General features: G+C 67.8%; 16 protein-coding genes. 13 read left to right on the forward strand and 3 right to left on the reverse strand.

Features of this window, described 5'->3' with window-relative positions:
* Positions 1 to 48 precede the first annotated feature (48 nt).
* The 4 genes from M2351_RS26995 to M2351_RS27010 all read left to right on the forward strand — a co-directional run bounded on the left by M2351_RS26995 (position 49) and on the right by M2351_RS27010 (position 4,595).
* On the forward strand, positions 49 to 1,008 hold the full coding sequence (locus M2351_RS26995) for a UDP-glucuronic acid decarboxylase family protein (protein WP_264659141.1): 960 nt from the start codon (positions 49 to 51) through the stop codon (positions 1,006 to 1,008).
* Between the two features lie 475 nt (positions 1,009 to 1,483).
* Positions 1,484 to 2,422, forward strand: coding sequence for a replication protein RepA (locus M2351_RS27000; protein WP_264659142.1), 939 nt, complete (start codon positions 1,484 to 1,486; stop codon positions 2,420 to 2,422).
* 180 nt (positions 2,423 to 2,602) lie between these two features.
* Positions 2,603 to 3,691: a glycosyltransferase family 4 protein gene (locus tag M2351_RS27005; RefSeq protein WP_264659143.1), complete on the forward strand. Its 1,089-nt coding sequence runs from the start codon at positions 2,603 to 2,605 to the stop codon at positions 3,689 to 3,691.
* Positions 3,692 to 3,746: 55 nt separating this feature from the next.
* On the forward strand, positions 3,747 to 4,595 hold the full coding sequence (locus M2351_RS27010; RefSeq protein WP_264659144.1) for an ABC transporter permease: 849 nt from the start codon (positions 3,747 to 3,749) through the stop codon (positions 4,593 to 4,595).
* Positions 4,596 to 4,808: 213 nt separating this feature from the next.
* Here M2351_RS27010 and M2351_RS27015 read toward each other — a convergent pair whose 3' ends face one another.
* The gene (locus M2351_RS27015) at positions 4,809 to 6,050 is read right to left on the reverse strand and encodes an RNA-guided endonuclease InsQ/TnpB family protein (protein ID WP_264659145.1); all 1,242 of its coding nucleotides are present in this window, start codon (positions 6,048 to 6,050) and stop codon (positions 4,809 to 4,811) included.
* A 32-nt stretch (positions 6,051 to 6,082) separates the two neighbouring features.
* On the opposite strand from M2351_RS27015, the gene rffA reads away from it, so the two are divergent.
* On the forward strand, positions 6,083 to 7,216 hold the full coding sequence (gene rffA, locus M2351_RS27020) for a dTDP-4-amino-4,6-dideoxygalactose transaminase (protein ID WP_264659146.1): 1,134 nt from the start codon (positions 6,083 to 6,085) through the stop codon (positions 7,214 to 7,216).
* A 39-nt stretch (positions 7,217 to 7,255) separates the two neighbouring features.
* Here rffA and M2351_RS27025 read toward each other — a convergent pair whose 3' ends face one another.
* Together M2351_RS27025 and M2351_RS27030 are read right to left on the reverse strand one after the other, a co-directional pair.
* On the reverse strand, positions 7,256 to 8,200 hold the full coding sequence (locus M2351_RS27025; protein WP_264659147.1) for a methyltransferase domain-containing protein: 945 nt from the start codon (positions 8,198 to 8,200) through the stop codon (positions 7,256 to 7,258).
* On the reverse strand, positions 8,197 to 8,559 hold the full coding sequence (locus M2351_RS27030; RefSeq protein WP_264659148.1) for an EamA family transporter: 363 nt from the start codon (positions 8,557 to 8,559) through the stop codon (positions 8,197 to 8,199). Before M2351_RS27030 ends, M2351_RS27025 begins: the two co-directional genes overlap by 4 nt.
* A gap of 156 nt (positions 8,560 to 8,715) precedes the next feature.
* Here M2351_RS27030 and M2351_RS27035 point away from each other — a divergent pair, with 156 nt between their 5' ends.
* The 8 genes from M2351_RS27035 (at position 8,716) to rfbC (ending at position 18,818) form a co-directional block, all read left to right on the forward strand.
* Positions 8,716 to 9,420: a WbqC family protein gene (locus M2351_RS27035; RefSeq protein ID WP_264659149.1), complete on the forward strand. Its 705-nt coding sequence runs from the start codon at positions 8,716 to 8,718 to the stop codon at positions 9,418 to 9,420.
* Positions 9,417 to 10,361, forward strand: a complete 945-nt coding sequence (locus tag M2351_RS27040) for a glycosyltransferase family 2 protein (protein ID WP_264659150.1) — start codon at positions 9,417 to 9,419, stop codon at positions 10,359 to 10,361. Before M2351_RS27035 ends, M2351_RS27040 begins: the two co-directional genes overlap by 4 nt.
* A complete protein-coding gene (locus M2351_RS27045) occupies positions 10,358 to 10,996 on the forward strand; it encodes a class I SAM-dependent methyltransferase (RefSeq protein ID WP_264659151.1) in 639 nt (212 codons plus the stop codon). Before M2351_RS27040 ends, M2351_RS27045 begins: the two co-directional genes overlap by 4 nt.
* A complete protein-coding gene (locus tag M2351_RS27050; RefSeq protein WP_264659152.1) occupies positions 10,993 to 11,655 on the forward strand; it encodes an acetyltransferase in 663 nt (220 codons plus the stop codon). Before M2351_RS27045 ends, M2351_RS27050 begins: the two co-directional genes overlap by 4 nt.
* Positions 11,656 to 11,687: 32 nt before the next feature.
* On the forward strand, positions 11,688 to 12,656 hold the full coding sequence (locus M2351_RS27055) for a glycoside hydrolase family protein (protein WP_264659153.1): 969 nt from the start codon (positions 11,688 to 11,690) through the stop codon (positions 12,654 to 12,656).
* 87 nt (positions 12,657 to 12,743) lie between these two features.
* Positions 12,744 to 14,720, forward strand: coding sequence for a hypothetical protein (locus tag M2351_RS27060; RefSeq protein WP_264659154.1), 1,977 nt, complete (start codon positions 12,744 to 12,746; stop codon positions 14,718 to 14,720).
* 369 nt (positions 14,721 to 15,089) lie between these two features.
* Entirely contained in the window at positions 15,090 to 18,263 is a 3,174-nt protein-coding gene (locus M2351_RS27065; RefSeq protein ID WP_264659155.1) for a glycosyltransferase, read from the forward strand.
* Positions 18,264 to 18,266: 3 nt separating this feature from the next.
* Entirely contained in the window at positions 18,267 to 18,818 is a 552-nt protein-coding gene (gene rfbC / locus M2351_RS27070) for a dTDP-4-dehydrorhamnose 3,5-epimerase (RefSeq protein ID WP_264659156.1), read from the forward strand.
* Positions 18,819 to 18,839: the final 21 nt, after the last annotated feature.

An 18,839-nucleotide genomic window follows, 5' to 3' on the forward strand; every position in this document is an offset into this window, starting at 1 on the left:
GACGACGGCGCCGCCGGAATGGTCCAAACCGTTGCCGAGAGGGGCCCCATGGCCGGAATTCGCAGCTACAATCGACGCGTCCTGGTGACCGGCGGCGCCGGCTTCCTCGGCTCGCACCTGTGCGAACGCCTGCTGGCGCGCGGCGACGAGGTGCTGTGCGCCGACAACTATTTCACCGGGTCGCGGAGCAACATCACGCACCTGCTGGGCAACCCGCATTTCGAGGCGATCCGGCACGACGTCACCTTCCCGCTCTATGTGGAGGTGGACGAGATCTACAACCTCGCCTGCCCGGCCTCCCCGGTGCACTACCAGCACGACCCCGTGCAGACGACCAAGACCAGCGTCCACGGCGCCATCAACATGCTGGGACTGGCCAAGCGCCTGAACGCCCGCATCCTCCAGGCCTCGACCAGCGAGGTCTACGGCGACCCCGTCGTCCACCCGCAGCCGGAGGAATACTGGGGCAACGTCAACCCGATCGGCCCGCGCTCCTGCTACGACGAGGGCAAGCGCTGCGCCGAGACGCTGTTCTTCGACTACCACCGCCAGCACCGGCTGGCGATCAAGGTGATGCGCATCTTCAACACCTACGGGCCGCGCATGCACCCCAACGACGGCCGCGTCGTCTCCAACTTCATCATGCAGGCGCTGCGGGGCGAACCGATCACGGTCTACGGCGACGGCGCGCAGACCCGCTCCTTCTGCTACGTCGACGACCTGATCGACGGCATGGTGCGGCTGATGGACAGCGACCCCGCGATCACCGGCCCCATCAACATCGGCAACCCCGGCGAATTCACCATGCTGGAGTTGGCCGAGCAGGTGATCGCGCTGACCGGCTCGCGCTCGGTGATCGAGCACCGCCCGCTGCCCCAGGACGATCCCCGGCAGCGCCGCCCGGACATCACCAAGGCCAAGAACCTGCTGGACTGGGAGCCGACGGTGCCGCTGCGCGAGGGGCTGGCGCGCACGATCGACGATTTCCGGCGCCGCTTCTTCGCCTGACGCCGGCCGTCACCGGGGCTGGGCCGGGGTTGGAGGGGGGCCTGAGAGGGTTGGAGTCTTGTCGCGCCCCCGGCCCCGCCTCCCCCGCCCGGCGGAACCGCCGGCGCGGAATGTTCCGCCCGACAAGACCGCTTTCCGGCCCACTTCCCGCTCCGGCGAGTCGCGCGGCGAATCGCCGGAGCGCCCGATTCGCCGCAAACCCGCGATTCGCAAGGCTAAATCTGGAGTTTTGTCGCGTCACCCCAAGCGTCCACAGGTGGAACGGGTTATCCCCTGGAGTTTTGTCGCGGGATTCCTGGACTCTTGTCGCGCGACTCGCGATTCTCTACTGGAGTCTTGTCGCTCAAACAAATAGGTGAATCTAATAACCTTACAAATAGTCTGCGCGACAAGATTCCAAATTGCCGCCGTCTACCTGCCGTGTTATGGATCGAAACCTAAGTTGACCTGGAACAAACGGCGAGAACAGCGCGCTATGGGCCAGTTGCATCGCCTGATCAGTCAGGTGGGTCGCGAGCAGGCGAAAGCACTCCAGACCGATCCGGAGCAGCGCTCGCTGATCGACATCGCTGCGGCGGTCTTGGAGGAAGAACGGCAAGAGCTGGGCATTACCTATTCAGGCTTTGCCTTGACCGCTCTTCCGCATCGCCGCCTGCCCGACGACCAGCCTTGGGAAAGGCGAGGCCACCGGATTCGTCTGCTGATCGAGCCCGGTCGACTGCCAGTCCGCGGCGGCGGTTTCAAGCTCTACGGCGTTCCTTATGGAAGCCGCGCACGGATGATCCTGCTTTATCTGCAGACCCGCGCGCTCCAGACCGACAGCCGCGAAGTCGAACTGGGCCGCAGCATGCACGACTGGCTGGACCGCATGGGCCTGTCCGTGGGCGGCCAGACCTACCGCGACATCCGGGAACAAGCCTCGCGCATCGCCGCCTGCAACCTGACCTTCGCCTGGGAAGATGCCAACAGCCTGGGCTTCGAGAAGGACTCGATCGTCAAGGGCGGCATCCATTTCTCGTCGGAGCACAATTCTCCGCAAGGCTCGCTGTGGGAAGACCGCGTCCTGCTCTCCGAGGCTTTCTTCCGCGAACTGAAGGCTCATCCGGTGCCCATTTGGGAACCGGCGCTGCGGCACATCCAGAACAACAGCACGAGCATCGATATTTACATCTGGCTGGCTTACCGGCTGCACAGCCTGAGCAAATCGACGACCATCACCTGGCCGGCGGTGTTCGAACAGTTCGGCGCCGGCTATGCCCGGTTGCGCGATTTCCGGAAGCGCTTCATCGAGGCTCTGCAACTGGCGCTTGCCGTCTACCCCGACGCGCGGGTGGATGTGGAGGAGCATGGCCTTCTCCTGCACCCCTCGCCGCCGCCGATTCCGGAGCGCAAGATGGCGCAGCTCATGCGCTGACCATCACCGTGGGGGGACGCGACAAGACTCCAAGCGCTTTCCCCTGCCCGGTCGCGACAACATTCCAGCCCGCCCGCCCAGACCACCGGTCCCACCACCTCCCCAACGGAAACTCCACCCAGTCTCCATGACGGCCAAACACCGCGCCCAACGGAACGGACGGTACCGGAATCGGTCGCGGTGACCGGTCTCTCGGTCCTGATGCTGAGCCGCTACGGCCGGCTTGGAGCGAGCAGCCGGCTGCGCTTCCTCGCCTACCTGCCGGCCTTGCGCGACGCGGGCTTCCGGGTGACCGAAGCCCCGCTGCTCGACGACGAGTACCTGCGCAGACTCTATGGCGGGGGACCGGCCGACCGGCGCCGGATCGCCGCCGCCTACGCCCGGCGCGTCGCGGCGCTGCGGGCGTCGCGGCGCCACGACCTGGTCTGGCTGGAGAAGGAGGCCCTGCCCTGGCTGCCCTTCGCGGCCGAAGCCGCGGCGGGGCTCGGCCGCGTTCCCTACGTCATGGACATCGACGACGCCTGGTTCGAACGCTACGCCGGCCACCGGCTGGCGCCGGTGCGGGCGCTGCTTGGCGGCAAGTTCGCGACGCTCGCCCGCAACGCGCGGATCGTGCTGGCCGGCAACCCTTATCTGGCCGACTGGGCGCGCGGCGCCGGCTGCCCCGACGTCCGCTTGCTGCCGACGGTGGTGGATCCCGCGCGCTACCCGCTGCTTCCCTTCCCCGGCACGTCTGACGGCCCGGCGACCGTGGGGTGGATCGGTTCGCCGTCCACGGCGCGCTATCTCGGCATGGTCGGCGGGGCGCTCGCCCGGCTCGGGACGGCGGTGCGGCTGCGGGTCATCGGGGCGTCCGAAGCCACTCTGCCGGCGCCCCTGCCCGTGCCGGCGGCCTGCGTGCCCTGGCGCGAGGAGAGCGAGACCGAGGAGCTGGGCCACGTCGACATCGGCATCATGCCCCTGCCGGACAGCCCGTGGGAACGCGGCAAGTGCGGCTACAAGCTGATCCAGTACATGGCGGCAGGCCGGCCGGTCGTCGCCTCTCCGGTCGGCGTCAACACCAGCCTGGTGCGGCATGGGGTGAATGGCTTCCTGGCCGAAGGCGAGGACGCCTGGGCCGACGCCCTCGGCCGGCTGGCCGCCGACTCGGAGTTGCGCGCCCGCATGGGGGCGGCCGGCCGGCGGCTGGTGGAGGAACGCTACGCCCTTCCGGTCACCGCGCCGCAGCTGGCCGCCGCCTTGCGGGATGGGGCCGGCCCCCGACCTTGAACCCCGGGGCGACGGTCGCTATGGTCGCGCCACTGAAAGAAGGGAATCCTGAAGCTTGCTGATCACGCCCTCTGCGAATCCTCTGGGCGCGGGGTTCGGCGCCGGTCCGTCCGCCATGTTCCGCACCGTCTGGCACCACCGGAGCCTGATCGCGCGTCTGGCCAAACGGGAACTGGTCGCCCGCTACCAAGGGTCCCTGCTGGGGATGCTGTGGGCGGTCATCAACCCGCTGTTGATGCTGGGCGTCTACACCTTCGTCTTCACCACCGTCTTCCAGGCCCGCTGGGGAACCGGCGAGGGCGGCAGCCCGCAGTTCGCCCTCCTGCTCTTCTCCGGGCTGATCCTGTTCACGATCCTGTCCGACTGCGTGAGCCGCGCGCCCGGGCTGCTGCTGGAAAACGCCAGCTACATCAAGAAGGTGGTCTTCCCGTTGGAGATCCTGCCGGTGGTCGTGCTGACGGTGGCGCTCGCCAACGCCGGGATCGGGCTGGTCATCCTGCTGCTGTTCCACCTGCTGTTCCTGGGCCTGCCTCCGGCAACGGTGCTGCTGCTGCCGCTGGTCATCCTGCCGCTGTCCCTGATGGCTTTGGGATTGTCCTGGTTCCTGTCCTCGGCGGGCGTTTTCCTGCGCGACATCCGGCAGGTGGTGGGCGTCGGCATCACGGTGCTGATGTTCCTCAGCCCGATCTTCTACCCGGTCTCCGCGGTGCCGGAGCGGTTCCGCCTGTTCATTCATCTCAATCCGCTGACCCCGATCCTGGAGCAGTCGAAGGACCTGCTGTTCTGGGGCCGGATCCCGTCCTTGGTCGACTGGGGCCTGGTCACGCTGGCGGCCTGGGTCATCGCCTGGCTTGGCTATGCTTGGTTCACGAAGACCCGCAGGGGCTTTGCCGATGTCGTCTGATACGGCCGGACAGGGCATGGCGCGGCCCTTCTGAAAAGGTGGGAACGCCTCCAAGGACAAGCTATACACGGGGCACGCGGAAGGGCCGCGGAGTGCGTGAAAGCAACGGAGCCGGCCAGGTGAACGCGATTGGTCCCGTTTGCTGCTCGGCAGCGATGAGGATGTTCGACCGTTGACATCCTCCCGGCCCCGAAGGGCCGGGATTCCCGAGCTTCACGGCGCGGGTTCCTGCTTCACCGAGGACTGCCCAGAATGCCGAAGCACCCCGAGACTGACACCCTCTCCACAGGCTGCAACCGCCAGTCCGGCGGCCAGTATGTTGCGCGCGGCGTTGTGGTCGCGGTCGTGGTGCGCGCCGCAGTCGGGGCACGTCCAGTCGCGATCCGCCAGCGTCAATGTATGCCCGGTCGTCCCGCACGTGCCGCAGGTTTTTGTGGACGGATAGAAGCGGTCGATCTTGACCAGCGTCCGTCCGTACCACGCGGCCTTGTACGTCAGCATACGGATCAGTTCCCCCCATCCCGCATCGGCGATGGAGCGGCTGTGGCGCTTGGCCTTCAGCATTCCCCTCACCGACAGATTTTCAACAGCGATCACTTGGTTTTCGTTGACCAGCCGTCGCGACAGCTTGTGCAGGAAGTCATGCCGCGCATGGCGCACGGCGGCATAAGCGCGGGCGACCTTGAGGCGCGCCTTCGCCCGGTTCTTGGATCCTTTCTGTTTGCGCGCGAGACGACGTTGCTCACGGATCAGCCGCTTCCGGCGCTTGGCGAGGTGGCGCGGGTTGGCGATTTTTTCTCCAGTGCTGAGGACGGCCAAGTCCTTCAGCCCCAAGTCTATGCCGACTTCGGCCCCACCGGTCAGCGGTTCGGCGTGAGTTATGACACGGCAGGACACGTACCAGCGTCCATCCGCCTCGCGCGTCACCGTGACCGTGCTGGGCGCGCTGGGAAGCGCGCGGGACCACACCACGGCCAACGGCTCGGCCATCTTCGCCAGCGTCAGCGTGCCATCCCGGTACCGGAACGCCGACTTGGTGAACTCTGCCGACTGCGGCCCGTCCTTGCGGCGGAACTGCGGGGAGCGGGCGTGCCGCTGGAAGAAGTTGCGGTACGCCGTGTCGAGATGGCGAAGCGCCTGCTGAAGCGGGACGCTGGACACCGCGTTCAACCACGCGAACCCCGGCAGCTTTTTCAGCGCCGTCAGCATGGCGTTGGTCTGCTTGAAGCCGCACCGCTCCTTGCGCTCGGCCCACGCCGCCTCCCGCAGGGCGCGGGCGCGGTTGTAGACCACGCGCACGCAGCCGAATGTCCGGTTCAGCAGATCAGCCTGCTCCGGCGTCGGGTAGAAGCGGAAGCGGTAGGCGCATTCCATCGGCATTCCTTTCATGCAGGGGGATTCACAGATATGTTCATCTTTTGTTCCGTTGGTGCGGAACCGTATTTCCCCCCACACGTGAACGGCTGGGTTTCCATGCGGAGGCTCGGATGAAGGTTCCCTTCAATCTGCCGGTTGCCGCCGGCCGGGAACTCGACCTGATCCGGGATGCCATCGACCGGGGCCAATTGGCCGGAGATGGGCATTACACGCGTCTGTGCCACGGATGGCTATCGGAATTCACCGGTACCCAGGCCGCCCTGCTGACCCATTCCTGCACGGCCGCGTTGGAAATGGCCGCGATCCTCCTCGACGTCGGGCCGGGCGATGAGGTCATCATGCCGTCCTTCACCTTCGTCTCGACCGCGAACGCGGTCGTGCTGCGGGGCGGGGTGCCGGTGTTCGTGGACATCCGGCCCGACACCCTGAACATCGACGAGGCTTTGATCGCCGACGCGATCACTCCTCGGACCAAGGCCATCTGCGTGGTCCATTATGCCGGCGTGGTGGCCGAGATGGACGCGATCTGCGCCATCGCCCGGCGCCAGGGGCTGGCCGTGGTCGAGGACGCGGCGCACGCCTTCGGCTCCAAATACCGGGGGCAATCGGCCGGGGCGATCGGCGATCTGGCGACCTTCAGCTTCCACGAGACGAAGAACATCATCGCGGGAGAGGGCGGCGCCCTGCTTCTGCGGGACCGGACCTACGCCGACCGGGCGGAGATCATCCGCGACAAGGGCACCAACCGGAAGCAGTTCTTCCGTGGTCAGGTCGACAAATACACCTGGGTCGACACGGGCTCCTCCTACCTGCCGGGCGAGTTGATCGCGTCGTTCCTCTATGGCCAGCTGGAGCGGGCCGACGCGATCCAGGCGGAGCGGATGGCGAACTGGATGCGCTACGACGCCGCTTTCGCCGGCTACCGGCATCGCGGTGTTGGGCTCCCCTTCATTCCGCCGCACTGCACGCACAACGCGCATCTTTACTACCTCCTGATGCCGAGCCTGGAGGCCCGCCAGGAGATGATCGCCCGCCTGCTGGACGACCGGATCCACGCGCCTTTCCATTATGTCCCGCTTCATTCCGCCCCCGCCGGGCAACGCTTCGGCCGGGCGTGCGGCGACCTGCCGGTGACGCAGGATGTCAGCGCGCGGCTGTTCCGGCTGCCTCTCTACCCGAAGATGGGCGACGCCGTGGACCGCGTCATCGAACGCGTCAGCCACCACCTTGAGGCGATCCTCTGACGGCCGGCCTCTGACGGCCGGATGGCCGTGACGCCCCGCTCAGGCGCGCTTGCGGGCAACCACCACGCGGCTTCCGCCGGCGGGCCAGGGGGCACCGCGCAGCGACAGGGCCACTTCGGCATCGGTGACGGCGCCTAGCAGGCGATTCATGCCCGGCGAAATCGCGAATTCCGCCGTGTGGGCGGCGCGCCCGGCCGGGCGCAGGCCGGACATCAGGCGGGATGCGAGCAGAAGCGGCAGCAGCAGGGCCACGAAGGACGTCGAGAAGACGATCTCGAAGCCGGCCTTGCCCAGCTTCCGTTCAAGCTCACCGCGCCGGTAGCGGCGCACGTGGTGCGCGACCGCATCGGTCTCGCTCCACAGGAAAGGATGCTGGGGGACGGTGACGATCGCGCCGCCCCCCGGAACGGCGGCGCCGGCCATTTCGGCCAGCACGGCCTCATCCTCCTCCACATGCTCGATCACGTCGAAGGCGCCCACCAGATCGAAGGTGTGCCGAACCGGAATCCGCCGGGCGTCCATCTGCAGGAACTCGGTCGCGGCGCCGAGGCGCGGGCGAGCGTACACCAGCCCGGACGGGTGCAGCTCGCTCCCCACCAGCCGCTCCCAGGACCGCAGCCGGCCCACGGCTTCCAGAACGGCGCCGTTGCCGCAACCAACCTCCAGGAAGCTCCGCGCCTGCGGGAAAAAGCGGTCGACCAACCCGGTCAGAAGGCGGTTGCGGGTGCGGAACCAGAAGTGCCGGCCCTCCTGAACCCGGAGCGCCTCGAAGCCGGCCGGATCGATTCCCGACACGGTATCGGCCAGTTCCGGGGCGAACAGCGGGATGCCGTCAGCCACCGCAACGCCATGGCCGCAGTCGGGGCAGCGCCAGCCCGCCGGCCACAGGGGTTCCCCGCGCAGGATGGGAACCGGCGCGCCGCAGGCCGGGCACACGCGGTGTCCCTGGGCCGGCCCTCCCCCCGGCACGGGCGGCGCGGTCAACGGAACACCGTGTTGATGGCCACGCCGGCCACGATCAGGACCAAGCCGACCGCCTGCATCGCGTTGATCGTCTCGCCCAGGAACAGGACGGCCCCGCCCGGCACCAGAACGAAGCTCAGGGCCATGAAGGGATAGGCGTGGGCGACGGGGAGCGAACGCACGGCGAGCATCCAGCACAGGGCCGCCAGACCGGCCGCCGCAAAGCCGCTGATCACCAGCGGATCGAGCAGCATGCGCAGGAGATAAGAACCGGCGTGCCCGCTCTCGTTGCTTGCCAGCACCCCCGCACGGGCTTTAATGATCAGTTGGCCGTACAGGGTGAAGAGCAGCGTACCGGCGATGAAGAGATAATGGGGCATGAGGTTGACCTGGGAGGGTGACCGGGAGATGGCCTGGGAGATGGTCAGGGTTTGCCGTCGGACGGATCGGTCCACCCGCCCGGAAACGTCGGCTTCATACCATTGGAGCCGCGGACACCGCCAGAGCGACGCCACGCGCCAGTCAACGGGGAGCCGATGAAGGTTTCGATCATCCAGTCCTGCTACATTCCATGGAAGGGCTTCTTCGACCTGGTCGGTCGGACCGATCTCCACGTCATCCTGGACGGCGCCCAGTACGCCAAGAGGCACTGGCACAACCGCAACCGCATCATGACGCCGGGAGGGCCGATCTGGCTGACCATTCCGGTCGTGACGAAGTCGCGCTTCGAGCAGCCGATCGAGGAGGTCGGTTTTGCCGAGCCCTGGGCCGAGAAGCACTGGCGTTCCATCGAACTTGCCTACCGGCGCGCGCCCTTCTTCGCCGAAGAGGCGCCCGCTCTGAAGGCCTTGTACGAGCAGGCGGACCGTCTCACGCTCCTGACCGAGGTGAACGAGCTGTTCCTCACCGCGCTGGTGCGCCGGCTCGGCCTTGCGACGAAGATCGTCCGCGATCGTGCGCTTGACGCGCAGGGGCGGCGCGGGGATCGGCTCCTGGACATCTGCCGCAAGGTGGGCGCCACCCGCTACCTGTCCGGGCCGTCGGCGCGCGACTATCTGGACGAGGCTCCCTTCGAGGAGGCCGGGATCGCGGTGGACTGGATGGGCTACGGTCCCTATCCGGTTTATCCGCAGCGCGGTCCCGCCTTCGACCACGCCGTTTCGGTGATCGACGTCCTCTTTGCGCTCGGCCCCGATGCCGCCGCCCACTGCCGCCCCCTTGCCGAGGTCGCGTCTCCGTGAAGCTTTCCTTTGTCACGACAATCTACCGCACCGCCGGCGACATCGAGCCTTTCGCCGCACGGGCCGCGGAAGCGGCTCTCCGGCTGGGCTTCGAGCACGAGGTCGTGTTCGTCAACGACGGGTCGCCCGACGACGGGCTCGACGTCGCCCTCGCCCTGGCCGAGCGCGACCCCCACGTCGTCGTCGTCGACCTGTCGCGGAACTTCGGGCAGCACAAGGCCCTGTGGACGGGGCTCGGCATCGCCACGGGCGACCTGGTCATGGTCATGGACGGCGACCTCGAGGAGGATCCGCTCTGGGCCGTGGACTTCCATCGGGTGCTGACCGGGAAGCGGGCGGAGGTGGTCTACGGGATTCAGATCCGGCCGAAGGGCAATCCGTTCTACCAAGCCTGCCGCAACGGTTTCTACCGCCTGCTCAACATCCTCAGCGACCTCGATTTCCCGCGCGACGTCGCGACGGCCCGGCTGATGACGCGACGGTATGTCGATGCGCTGCTCTCCTTCGAGGAGCGGGAGATCTTCCTGGTCGGCATCATGCACGTGGCGGGATTCCGCCAGATCCCGTTTCCGATCCACAAGGATTCGCGCTCGCCGACCTCCTACACCGTCAAGAAGCTGCTGCGCCTCTTCCTGATGTCGATCACGTCCTTTTCCATCGCACCGCTGATCGGGGTGTTCCTGGCGGGTATCCTGGTCAGTGCCGGCGCCCTGGTTGCCATCGTCGCCCTGATCGCGCGCTACTTCATCACCGGGATCGGGGTGCCGGGCTGGACGTCGGTGATGGTGGCGCTGGTCCTGTTCTGCGGCTTCCTGACCTTCGTCAACGGCCTGCTGGCCATCTACATCGGGACGATCTTCCTGGAGGTGAAACGGCGGCCGCGCGCCATCGTGGCCTCGGTCCATCGGGTCAGCCCTGCTTTGGAAGAGGTCCGGTCATGACGCGCTCCCCCCTGCTCCACCGCATCGCGGACTATTACGACGGCAAGCTGGCGACGCACGGCGCCACGGCCCGTGGCGTGGACTGGAGGGACGAGCGCAGCCAGGAACTGCGCTTCGCCCGCCTCCTGGATCTGGTCGGCGACGATCCCTCGGGGACCATCGCGGAGCTTGGATGCGGTTACGGGGCCCTGGCGGCCTACCTGCGCCGCACCGGGCGGGCGAACCCGTACCATGGCTACGACATCTCCGCCGAGATGGTCCGGACCGCCCGCACCGTCCAGGCCGGCCTGGACGGCGTGCGGTTCGACGAGGGCGATGCCCCGGCCGAGGCCGACTACGTCGTCGCCAGCGGCATCTTCAACGTCCGCTTCGACGTCGCGGACGACGACTGGCGCGCGTTCGTCCGCGCCACCATCGAAACCATGGCGGGACGGGCCCGGCGTGGCATCGCCTTCAACGTCCTGACCGCCTATTCGGACCGCGACCGCATGGACCCGAGGCTCTACTACGCCTCGCCGTCGGAGATGCTCGACTGGTGCATCGGGCGGTTCGGGCGCCATGTGGCCCTGCGGCACGACTACGGCCTGTACGAGTTCACGGTGCTGGTCCGCACCGCCCCGGAGGAGACCCCATGAGGCCCATCGTCGTCTTCGGTGCCGGCGACATCGCCGAACTCGCCGACTTCTACTTCGCACGGGAAGCCGGCCGGGAGGTCGTGGCCTTCGTCGTGGATGCCGCCTACCGCGACGGGGATGAACGGTTCGGCCGTCCTCTCGTCGCCCTGGAGGAGGTGGCCGCGCGTTTCCCGCCCGACCGCCACGACGCCTTCGTGGCGCTGTCCTACCAGTCGATGAACCGGCTGCGGGCCGCCAAATGCGCGGCCCTGAAGGCGCTCGGCTACCGGCTTGCCAGCTACATCAGCCCGCGGGCGACGGTCTACACCGACCGCATCGGGGAAAACGCCTTCATCCTTGAGGACAACACCATCCAGCCCTTCGTGACGATCGGCGACAACGTCACCCTGTGGAGCGGAAACCACATCGGGCACCACAGCAGCATCGGCGACAACAGCTTCATCACGTCCCACGTGGTGGTGTCCGGCGGCGTGCGGGTCGGCGCGAACTGCTTTGTCGGGGTGAACGCGACGATCCGGGACCACGTCACGCTGGGAGACTTCACGCTGGTCGGCGCCGGCGGCCTGATCATCAAGGACACCGCGCCTGAAAGCGTCCACATGGTGGCCGACCACACGCAGGAGCGGCGCGTCAAAAGCACGCGCCTCAAGTCCATCTGACGCCGCGTCCAGGCCGGGGGCATCGAACAGGCATGACGAACCTTCCCTTCCGGAACGTCTGGCGGCCACTGGGGCGGGTGCAGGGCGGGTCTGCCATCGGTTCCCAGCAGGTCCCTTGGGCCGTCAGCCACGCCAGCTACCCCACGGTTCTGCCGCTGTCCGGTCAGCGGATCCGGGTCTTCTTTTCCGTGCGCGACGCGGACAACCATTCCTCCGTCGCGGCGATCGACATCGGCCTGGACGGCGACCATGTCGAGCCCCTCGGCTCGCCGCCTGGCCCGCTGCTGTCGCCGGGCGCGCGGGGCGCCTTCGACGCGGACGGCGTCACCATGGGCTGCGTCGTTCCGTGGGACGGTCGGCTGTACGGCTTCTATCTCGGCTGGACGGTGCTCCGGACCGTGCCGTTCACCAACTTCATCGGTCTGGCCATCGGCGGTGCCGCCGTGGGCGATCCGGAGGGGGGCGGGAGCTTCGAGCGCGCCTCGCCGGTCCCGGTCGTCGGGCGCAGCCGGGAGAACCCGCTCACCATCGGCTATCCCTGGGTGATCCGCGACGGCGACGGCTGGCGCATGTGGTTCGGCTCGCACCTCTCCTGGGGAGCGGAGGGGCTGCAGATGGTCCATGTGGTGAAGGAGGCGCGCTCCGCCGACCTGATGACCTGGACGCCGTCGGACCGGGTGGTCGTCGGGCTCGCCGGTTCCGCCGACCCCCGGGAGTTCGCGGTTTCCCGTCCCTGCGTGCTGCGCGAGCCGGACGGCACGCTGTCGATGTGGTACGCGCGGCGTCGGCCCGGCTATGCCCTCGGCTTCGCCCGCTCCACCGACGGGGAGACCTGGGAGCGGCACGACGACGGCCTGCGCTTTGTCGGCACGCCCGAGCCCTGGGAGGACACGGAACGGACCTACCCCTGCGTCTTCGACCACGCGGGCCGCCGCTACATGCTGTACAACGGCAACGGCTACGGGCGCGAGGGCTTCGGCCTGGCGATCCTGGAGGAGTGAGGGGGCCTGCCCCGGGGCTGGACCGTCTCGGAGGCCGTCGCAACGGTTCGGGCGTTCGGAACCCGCGATGAAGAAACAGGGGAAGTCATGCTGCAATTCGTGTCTGGGCGGGTCGATGAGGGAGCCCGGAAGAACACCCTTGTCCTCGCGGCCGCCCTGCTGACGGCCATCGCAGCCGCCTTCCTTGGAAGCGTCTTCGACTATGGGTTCGAGTGGGGGGACGTCGGGTCCTACGCGCAGATTGTCGCCGAACTGTACCGCGGCGGGACACCGGCCGATTTCATCGGCTACGGGGTGCTCTGGTACGCCCTCGGGGTCGGTGCCGCGAAGCTGTTCGGGATGAGCTACACGGTCGTGATCCTGACGCTGTACGGCGTGATCCTGGCCGTGGCCGGGCTCCTTTTCCTCGGGACGTATCTGGCGACCAAGCGGATCTGGGCGGCCTTCCTGGTGGCGCTGCTCTTCATCCTCGTGCCCCCCTTCACGGCATCGGCGGTGCGCTCCCTGGCGCTTGGCCTCAACCTGGTCGGACTCGTGGTGCTGGCGCGGGCGCCCCTCCAGCACGGCGGGCGGGCGTTGATCCTGGCCGGGGTGCTGGTCGGCGTCACGTTCATGCTCAGGCCGGATTTCGGCTATTTCTTCGCGCTCTGCCTCGGGGGGCTGGTGGTGGTGCGGAGTTGGTACGAGCACCCGACGGCCGGCGGCCGCCTGCTTGGCCTTCTCCGCTCCAGCCTTCTGATGGCGGCGGCCATCGCCGCGACCATGGCGCCCCTTTTCATCCACGCCCGCCTGCGCGGGTACCTGCCGGCCATCCTCGACGACTACCTGACCTACCCGCGTCGCATCCTTTATTTCATCCTGGAATCCCCCAGCCTGTCGAACATGGCCGGCGGCAAGACCTCCGACGCGGGCTTCCTGCGCATCCTGCCGGTGTCGGCGCTGTTCGGGAGCGACGCCGGCGACCGGGTCTTCGCCTTCCTGATCTACTCGACCATGCTCGGCCTCGCCGCTTTCGCGGCCTACGCCGCATGGCGCTGGATCCGGCGTCCGGGTGACGCGCGGGAAAACCTCGTGAACGTGGCGGTCCTGATGATCGCCGGCAGCCAGTGGCCGATCTTCGCCCTCTTCCGACCGGGCTGGATCCATTTCGCGACCTTCATGCACGCTTACCTGCTGCTGGCCGCGGTTGCCGCTGTCCGGTTGCTGTCCGTGTCGAGGCTTCGCACATTCGGCGCTGCGCGGGCGGCGGCCGGGGCTGCCTTGCTCGTCCTGGCGGCGCAGGCCGGGCTGTTCGTTCTGCACGGCGTCCAGGTGCCGGGGGTCGGCGTCCTGGCGCAGCGCCAGGGCCGCGACGCGCGGATGAGCGTCGGCCCGGGCATCGACGTCATGGTGTCCGCGGCGGAAAAGCAGCAGTACGAGGCGATCAACCGCATCATCCGCGCCAATTCGGGACCGGACGACCGCATTGTCTGCGTTCCCTACTGCCCCGGCTACGCGTTCATGGCAGAGCGGCGAATGCTGTTCAAAGAGCATTACGTCGACGACAACACGCCGAACATCCGTCCGGGCTGGATCGACCAGGCGATTGACCTGACGGCGTCGGTGCGGCCGCCGGTCATCATCGTCCAGGACTGGGCGCCCAACGAGACGGATGCCTCGCGTTTCGTCGTCTGGGCGGCGCGCTACATGGACTTCGTGCGCGAGCGCTACCACACCGTCGTCCCAATTCCCGGGGGCACGGCTTACATCCTGGAGCAGGCGGCGGGGCAGGCTCGGATCGCCCAGATCAAGGCCTACGGCCCGACCGCGACCCCGGCCGGCGTGCCGTTCAACCGGCAGCCCGACGGCAGTTCGGCGCTCTGGTTGTCGATGCCCGGCCTCAGCGGCGCGGCCCAGGTGCGGTTCGACGGCGCGCCGCTGGCGAGCGCGGTGGCCGGCGACGTGGTGTCGGCCCTGGTTCCGGCCGACCGGATCGCCGCACCGGGGCGGCATTGGCTGGAGGTGGTGGATCCGGCGGCCGGCCTGCGGACGGAACCCGTTCCCTTCGACGTGACCGGTCCCTGAGGCGCCGCACCCGTGGGGACGATCGGGCAGCGTCGCGCCACGGCAAGAACGCGGGCGGCCGCCTTGCATTCCCAAGTGTGCCAGCGTATCTCTGCCGCCGATCTCGGGACGGAGGGCATGGCCCGGGGCAATCGGGTTTGACAGCGCGCCTCTTCATAAAGGATATCTGTTCGTCATTTCCAGACAAGCCATGGAGTTCCGGCGGCGGTGTCGGACGAGGCAAGACAAGAGGCGACTGTGGATTTGTACGTGAAGGCTCCGGGATCTGATAATCCGGGCCGCCTGTTCCGACCGATCAGCCTGCTTGATCCTGATCTCGTCACAGCCCCTCCGCCTTGGCTTGGTCATACGCCTTTCGCTTTCTGGATTATGGACGCGCTGCGCCCGGCACGTTTCGTCGAGCTTGGGACCCACAGCGGCAACTCCTACGCCGCCTTCTGCCAGGCGGTGCGGCGTCTTGGCCTGCCGACGGCCTGCGCCGCCGTCGACACCTGGGCCGGCGATCCGCAGGCCGGCCATTACGGCGAGGAGGTCTACCGGACCTTCGCCGCGCACCATGACGCCCGCTACGGCGCCTTCTCGCGCCTGATGCGCATGACCTTCGACGAGGCCCTGGCGGACTTCGCCGACGGTTCGATCGACCTGCTGCACATCGACGGGCTGCACACCTACGAGGCGGTGCGCCATGATTTCGAGGCCTGGCGGCCGAAGATGAGCCGCCGCGGCGTGGTGCTGTTCCACGACATTGCCGAACGCCGCGACGACTTCGGCGTCTGGCGGCTGTGGGACGAGTTGTCGGCGGCGCATCCCTCCTTCACCTTTCTGCACTCCCATGGGCTCGGCGTGCTCGGCGTCGGGGACGACCTGCCCGAGGCGGTTCGCGCGCTGTTTGCGGTGCAGGTGGAGGGCGGCGAAGCGCTGGAAGCGACCCGGCTGCTGTTCCAGCGGCTGGGCGAACGCGTGGTCCGGGCCGAGACCATCCAGGAGATGGAGGAGCAGGGACGGCGGCTGCGCGCCGACGCCGCGGCCGATCACACGGCCTTCCAGGCCGAGACCGCGTCGCTGCACGCCATGATCGCGTCGCTCCGCGAGGAGGCCGCCAACCGGGACCGCGCCATCGCCGAAGCCGAAGGCTGCCTGCGCCGGCAGGAGCGTGACCTGGCGATGCAGGAGCGGACGATCGACGAACTGCGCGATCTCCTTGCGCAACGGGAACAGCAGATCGGCACCCTCCTCGCCTCGACGTCCTGGAGGCTGTCGGCCCCCGTACGCCAGTGCGGCCGCGTCTACCACGAGGTGAACCGCGCCTACCGCCGCTGCGTCCACCGGATGACGCTGGTGCCGCACAGCGACGTCAAGCCGACCGCCGACGGCGGCTACGAGAGCACCGGCGGCGATCCCGCCTTCCTGCTGCAGTCCAGCCTCGGGTGGCTGCCCAGCCGCTGGTGTGTGATCTCCTACAAGGTGCGGCACGCCTCCGCCCCGCTCACGCCCCTTCTCTACGCGGACGGCGGGCAGGGTTTCGACGAGCGGACGGCGATCCGCCTGCCGGTGGACACCATCGGGGAGGTCAAACAACTCGCCCTGCTGCCGCCGAAGACCCTCGCGTTGCGCTTCGACCCGGCCACCCGGCCGATGTCCTTCGAAATCGCCGATTTCACGATCCGGGAGATCGGGCGGACCCACCTGCTGCTGGATTACGCCCGGCGCAACCCACGGCGGCTGCTGGCACACCTCGTGCGGCACGGCTGGCAGGCGACCAAGCAGCAGGTCGCCCAGGATTTGCTGCCGGCCCGCCGGGCCGCCGATTACGAAACCTGGGTACGGCTGTACGACACGCTGGATCCCGAGGAGCTTGCGGCGATCCGGGCCGACGCGGCGCGGCTGGCGCGGCGCCCGCTGATCTCCGTGGTGATGCCGGTCTACAACACGCCGGAAGCCTACCTGCGCGAGGCGCTGGACTCCGTGCTGGCGCAACTCTATCCCGACTGGGAGCTGTGCATCGCCGACGACGCCTCCACGGCGCCGCACATCGCCCCGCTGCTCGCCGAATACCAGGCTCGGGACCGCCGCATCAAGGTGGTCCGGCGCCCCCGGAACGGCCACATCTCGGCCGCCAGCAACAGCGCCCTGGAGCTGGCGGCCGGGGAGTTCGTGGCCCTCATGGACCACGACGACCGCCTGACCCCGCACGCGCTCTACATGATCGCGGTCGAGCTGAACCGCCATCCCGACGCCGACATCCTCTATTCCGACGAGGACAAGATCGACGCTGAGGGGCGGCGTCACGACCCGCATTTCAAGTCGGACTTCAACCTCGACCTGCTGCACGGCCAGAACATGGTCAACCACCTCGGCGTGTTCCGCCGCTCCCTGATCGAGCGGGTCGGCGGCTTCCGCGAGGGGTTCGAGGGCAGCCAGGACTACGACCTGACTCTGCGGGTGGTGGAGGCCACCACGCCGGAGCGCATCCGCCACATCCCGGCGATCCTGTACCACTGGCGGGTCTTTGCGGAGTCCGCCGCCTTCTCCACGGTCGACCTGTCGCGGGCCACGGCGGCGGCCCACCGCGCGCTGACCGAGCATTTCCAGCGGCGCGGCGTCCAGGCCAGCGTTGAGGCATCGCCCTCCACCCACCGTTTCACCCGCATCCGTTACGCCTTGCCCGACCCGTTGCCCCGCGTGTCGTTGATCGTGCCGACGCGCGACAAGGTCGGCCTTCTGAAGGGCTGCGTGGACGGGCTGCTCCAGCGCACCGACTACCCCGACCTCGAAATCATCATCGTCGACAACAACAGCGAGGAGGCGAAGACCTTCGCCTACTTCGACACGCTGAAGGACGAGCCGCGGGTGCGCATCCTGCGCTACGAGGCGCCCTTCAACTACTCCTCCATCAACAACTTCGCCGCGGCGCAGGCAACCGGTTCGGTGATCGGCCTGATCAACAACGACATCGAGGTGATCGGGGCCGACTGGCTGAAGGAGATGGTGAGCCACGCGCTGCGCCCCGAGGTGGGGGCGGTCGGCGCCAAGCTCTACTACGCCGACGGAACCATCCAGCACGCCGGCGTGATCACCGGGATCTGCGGCGTGGCCGGGCATGGGCACAAGGGGCTGCCCCGCGACGGGCACGGCTATTTCAGCCGCGCCCAGCTGACGCAGGACCTGTCCTGCGTGACCGCGGCCTGTCTGATCATGCGCCGGTCGGTGTTCGACGAGGTCGGCGGCCTGGACGAGGCGAACCTGGCCGTCGCCTTCAACGACGTGGACTTCTGCCTGCGCATCCGCAACCGGGGCTATCTGGTCGTCTGGACGCCCTTCGCCGAGCTGTACCATCTGGAATCCGCCTCGCGCGGTCCCGACACGGCGCCCGACAAAGTCCAGCGTTTCCTGAGCGAGGTCAATTACATGCGCCGGCGCTGGGGCGATCGTCTGGCGCAGGACCCGTACTACAACCCAAATTTGTCCTTGGACGCCGAGGATTTCGGACTGGCCTTTCCTCCCCGCGTCCTCAAGCCCTGGCTCGACAAGGAAAGCACCTGACCGATGGATGTCACCGCTCTCGCCATCCCCGACGTGAAGATCATCCGGCCGAAGAAATTCGGCGATCATCGCGGCTTCTTCTCGGAAACCTACAGCAAGAAGGCGTTCGAGGCGGCCGGGCTGCACTACGAATTCGTGCAGGACAACCAGTCCCTCTCGGCGGAGGTAGGCACGGTGCGCGGCCTGCATTTCCAGCTGCCGCCCTTCGCGCAGGACAAGCTGGTGCGCGTCGTCCGGGGCGCCATCCTGGACGTGGCCGTGGACATCCGCCGGGGCTCGCCCACCTTCGGCCAGCACGTCAGCGCGATCATCAGCGCCGAGGAATGGAACCAGATTCTCGTTCCCATCGGCTTTGCGCACGGATTTTGCACACTGGAACCTAATACCGAAGTGGTATACAAGGTCACGAACTTCTATTCGGCCGCGCATGACCGCGGTCTGCTGTGGAACGATCCGGATTTGGGCATCGCGTGGCCGGTCACGGCGGACAAGGCCCTGCTTTCGGACAAGGATCTCAAGCATCCGCGGCTGGCGGAATTGAGCGAGTGTTTTTGACGCGGTGTTGACGACTTGTTG

Source organism: Azospirillum canadense (genome assembly GCF_025961225.1).
Taxonomy (GTDB): Bacteria; Pseudomonadota; Alphaproteobacteria; order Azospirillales; family Azospirillaceae; genus Azospirillum; species Azospirillum canadense.

Bases quoted from the DNA above. Each gene is read 5' to 3' on its own strand.
- M2351_RS27055 (WP_264659153.1), top strand. From the start codon at position 11,688: ATGACGAACCTTCCCTTCCGGAACGTCTGGCGGCCACTGGGGCGGGTG.
- M2351_RS27000 (WP_264659142.1), top strand. From the start codon at position 1,484: ATGGGCCAGTTGCATCGCCTGATCAGTCAGGTGGGTCGCGAGCAGGCG.
- M2351_RS26995 (WP_264659141.1), top strand. From the start codon at position 49: ATGGCCGGAATTCGCAGCTACAATCGACGCGTCCTGGTGACCGGCGGC.
- M2351_RS27045 (WP_264659151.1), top strand. From the start codon at position 10,358: ATGACGCGCTCCCCCCTGCTCCACCGCATCGCGGACTATTACGACGGC.
- M2351_RS27065 (WP_264659155.1), top strand. From the start codon at position 15,090: ATGGACGCGCTGCGCCCGGCACGTTTCGTCGAGCTTGGGACCCACAGC.
- M2351_RS27060 (WP_264659154.1), top strand. From the start codon at position 12,744: ATGCTGCAATTCGTGTCTGGGCGGGTCGATGAGGGAGCCCGGAAGAAC.
- M2351_RS27030 (WP_264659148.1), bottom strand. From the start codon at position 8,559: ATGCCCCATTATCTCTTCATCGCCGGTACGCTGCTCTTCACCCTGTAC.
- rfbC (WP_264659156.1), top strand. From the start codon at position 18,267: ATGGATGTCACCGCTCTCGCCATCCCCGACGTGAAGATCATCCGGCCG.
- rffA (WP_264659146.1), top strand. From the start codon at position 6,083: ATGAAGGTTCCCTTCAATCTGCCGGTTGCCGCCGGCCGGGAACTCGAC.
- M2351_RS27050 (WP_264659152.1), top strand. From the start codon at position 10,993: ATGAGGCCCATCGTCGTCTTCGGTGCCGGCGACATCGCCGAACTCGCC.
- M2351_RS27035 (WP_264659149.1), top strand. From the start codon at position 8,716: ATGAAGGTTTCGATCATCCAGTCCTGCTACATTCCATGGAAGGGCTTC.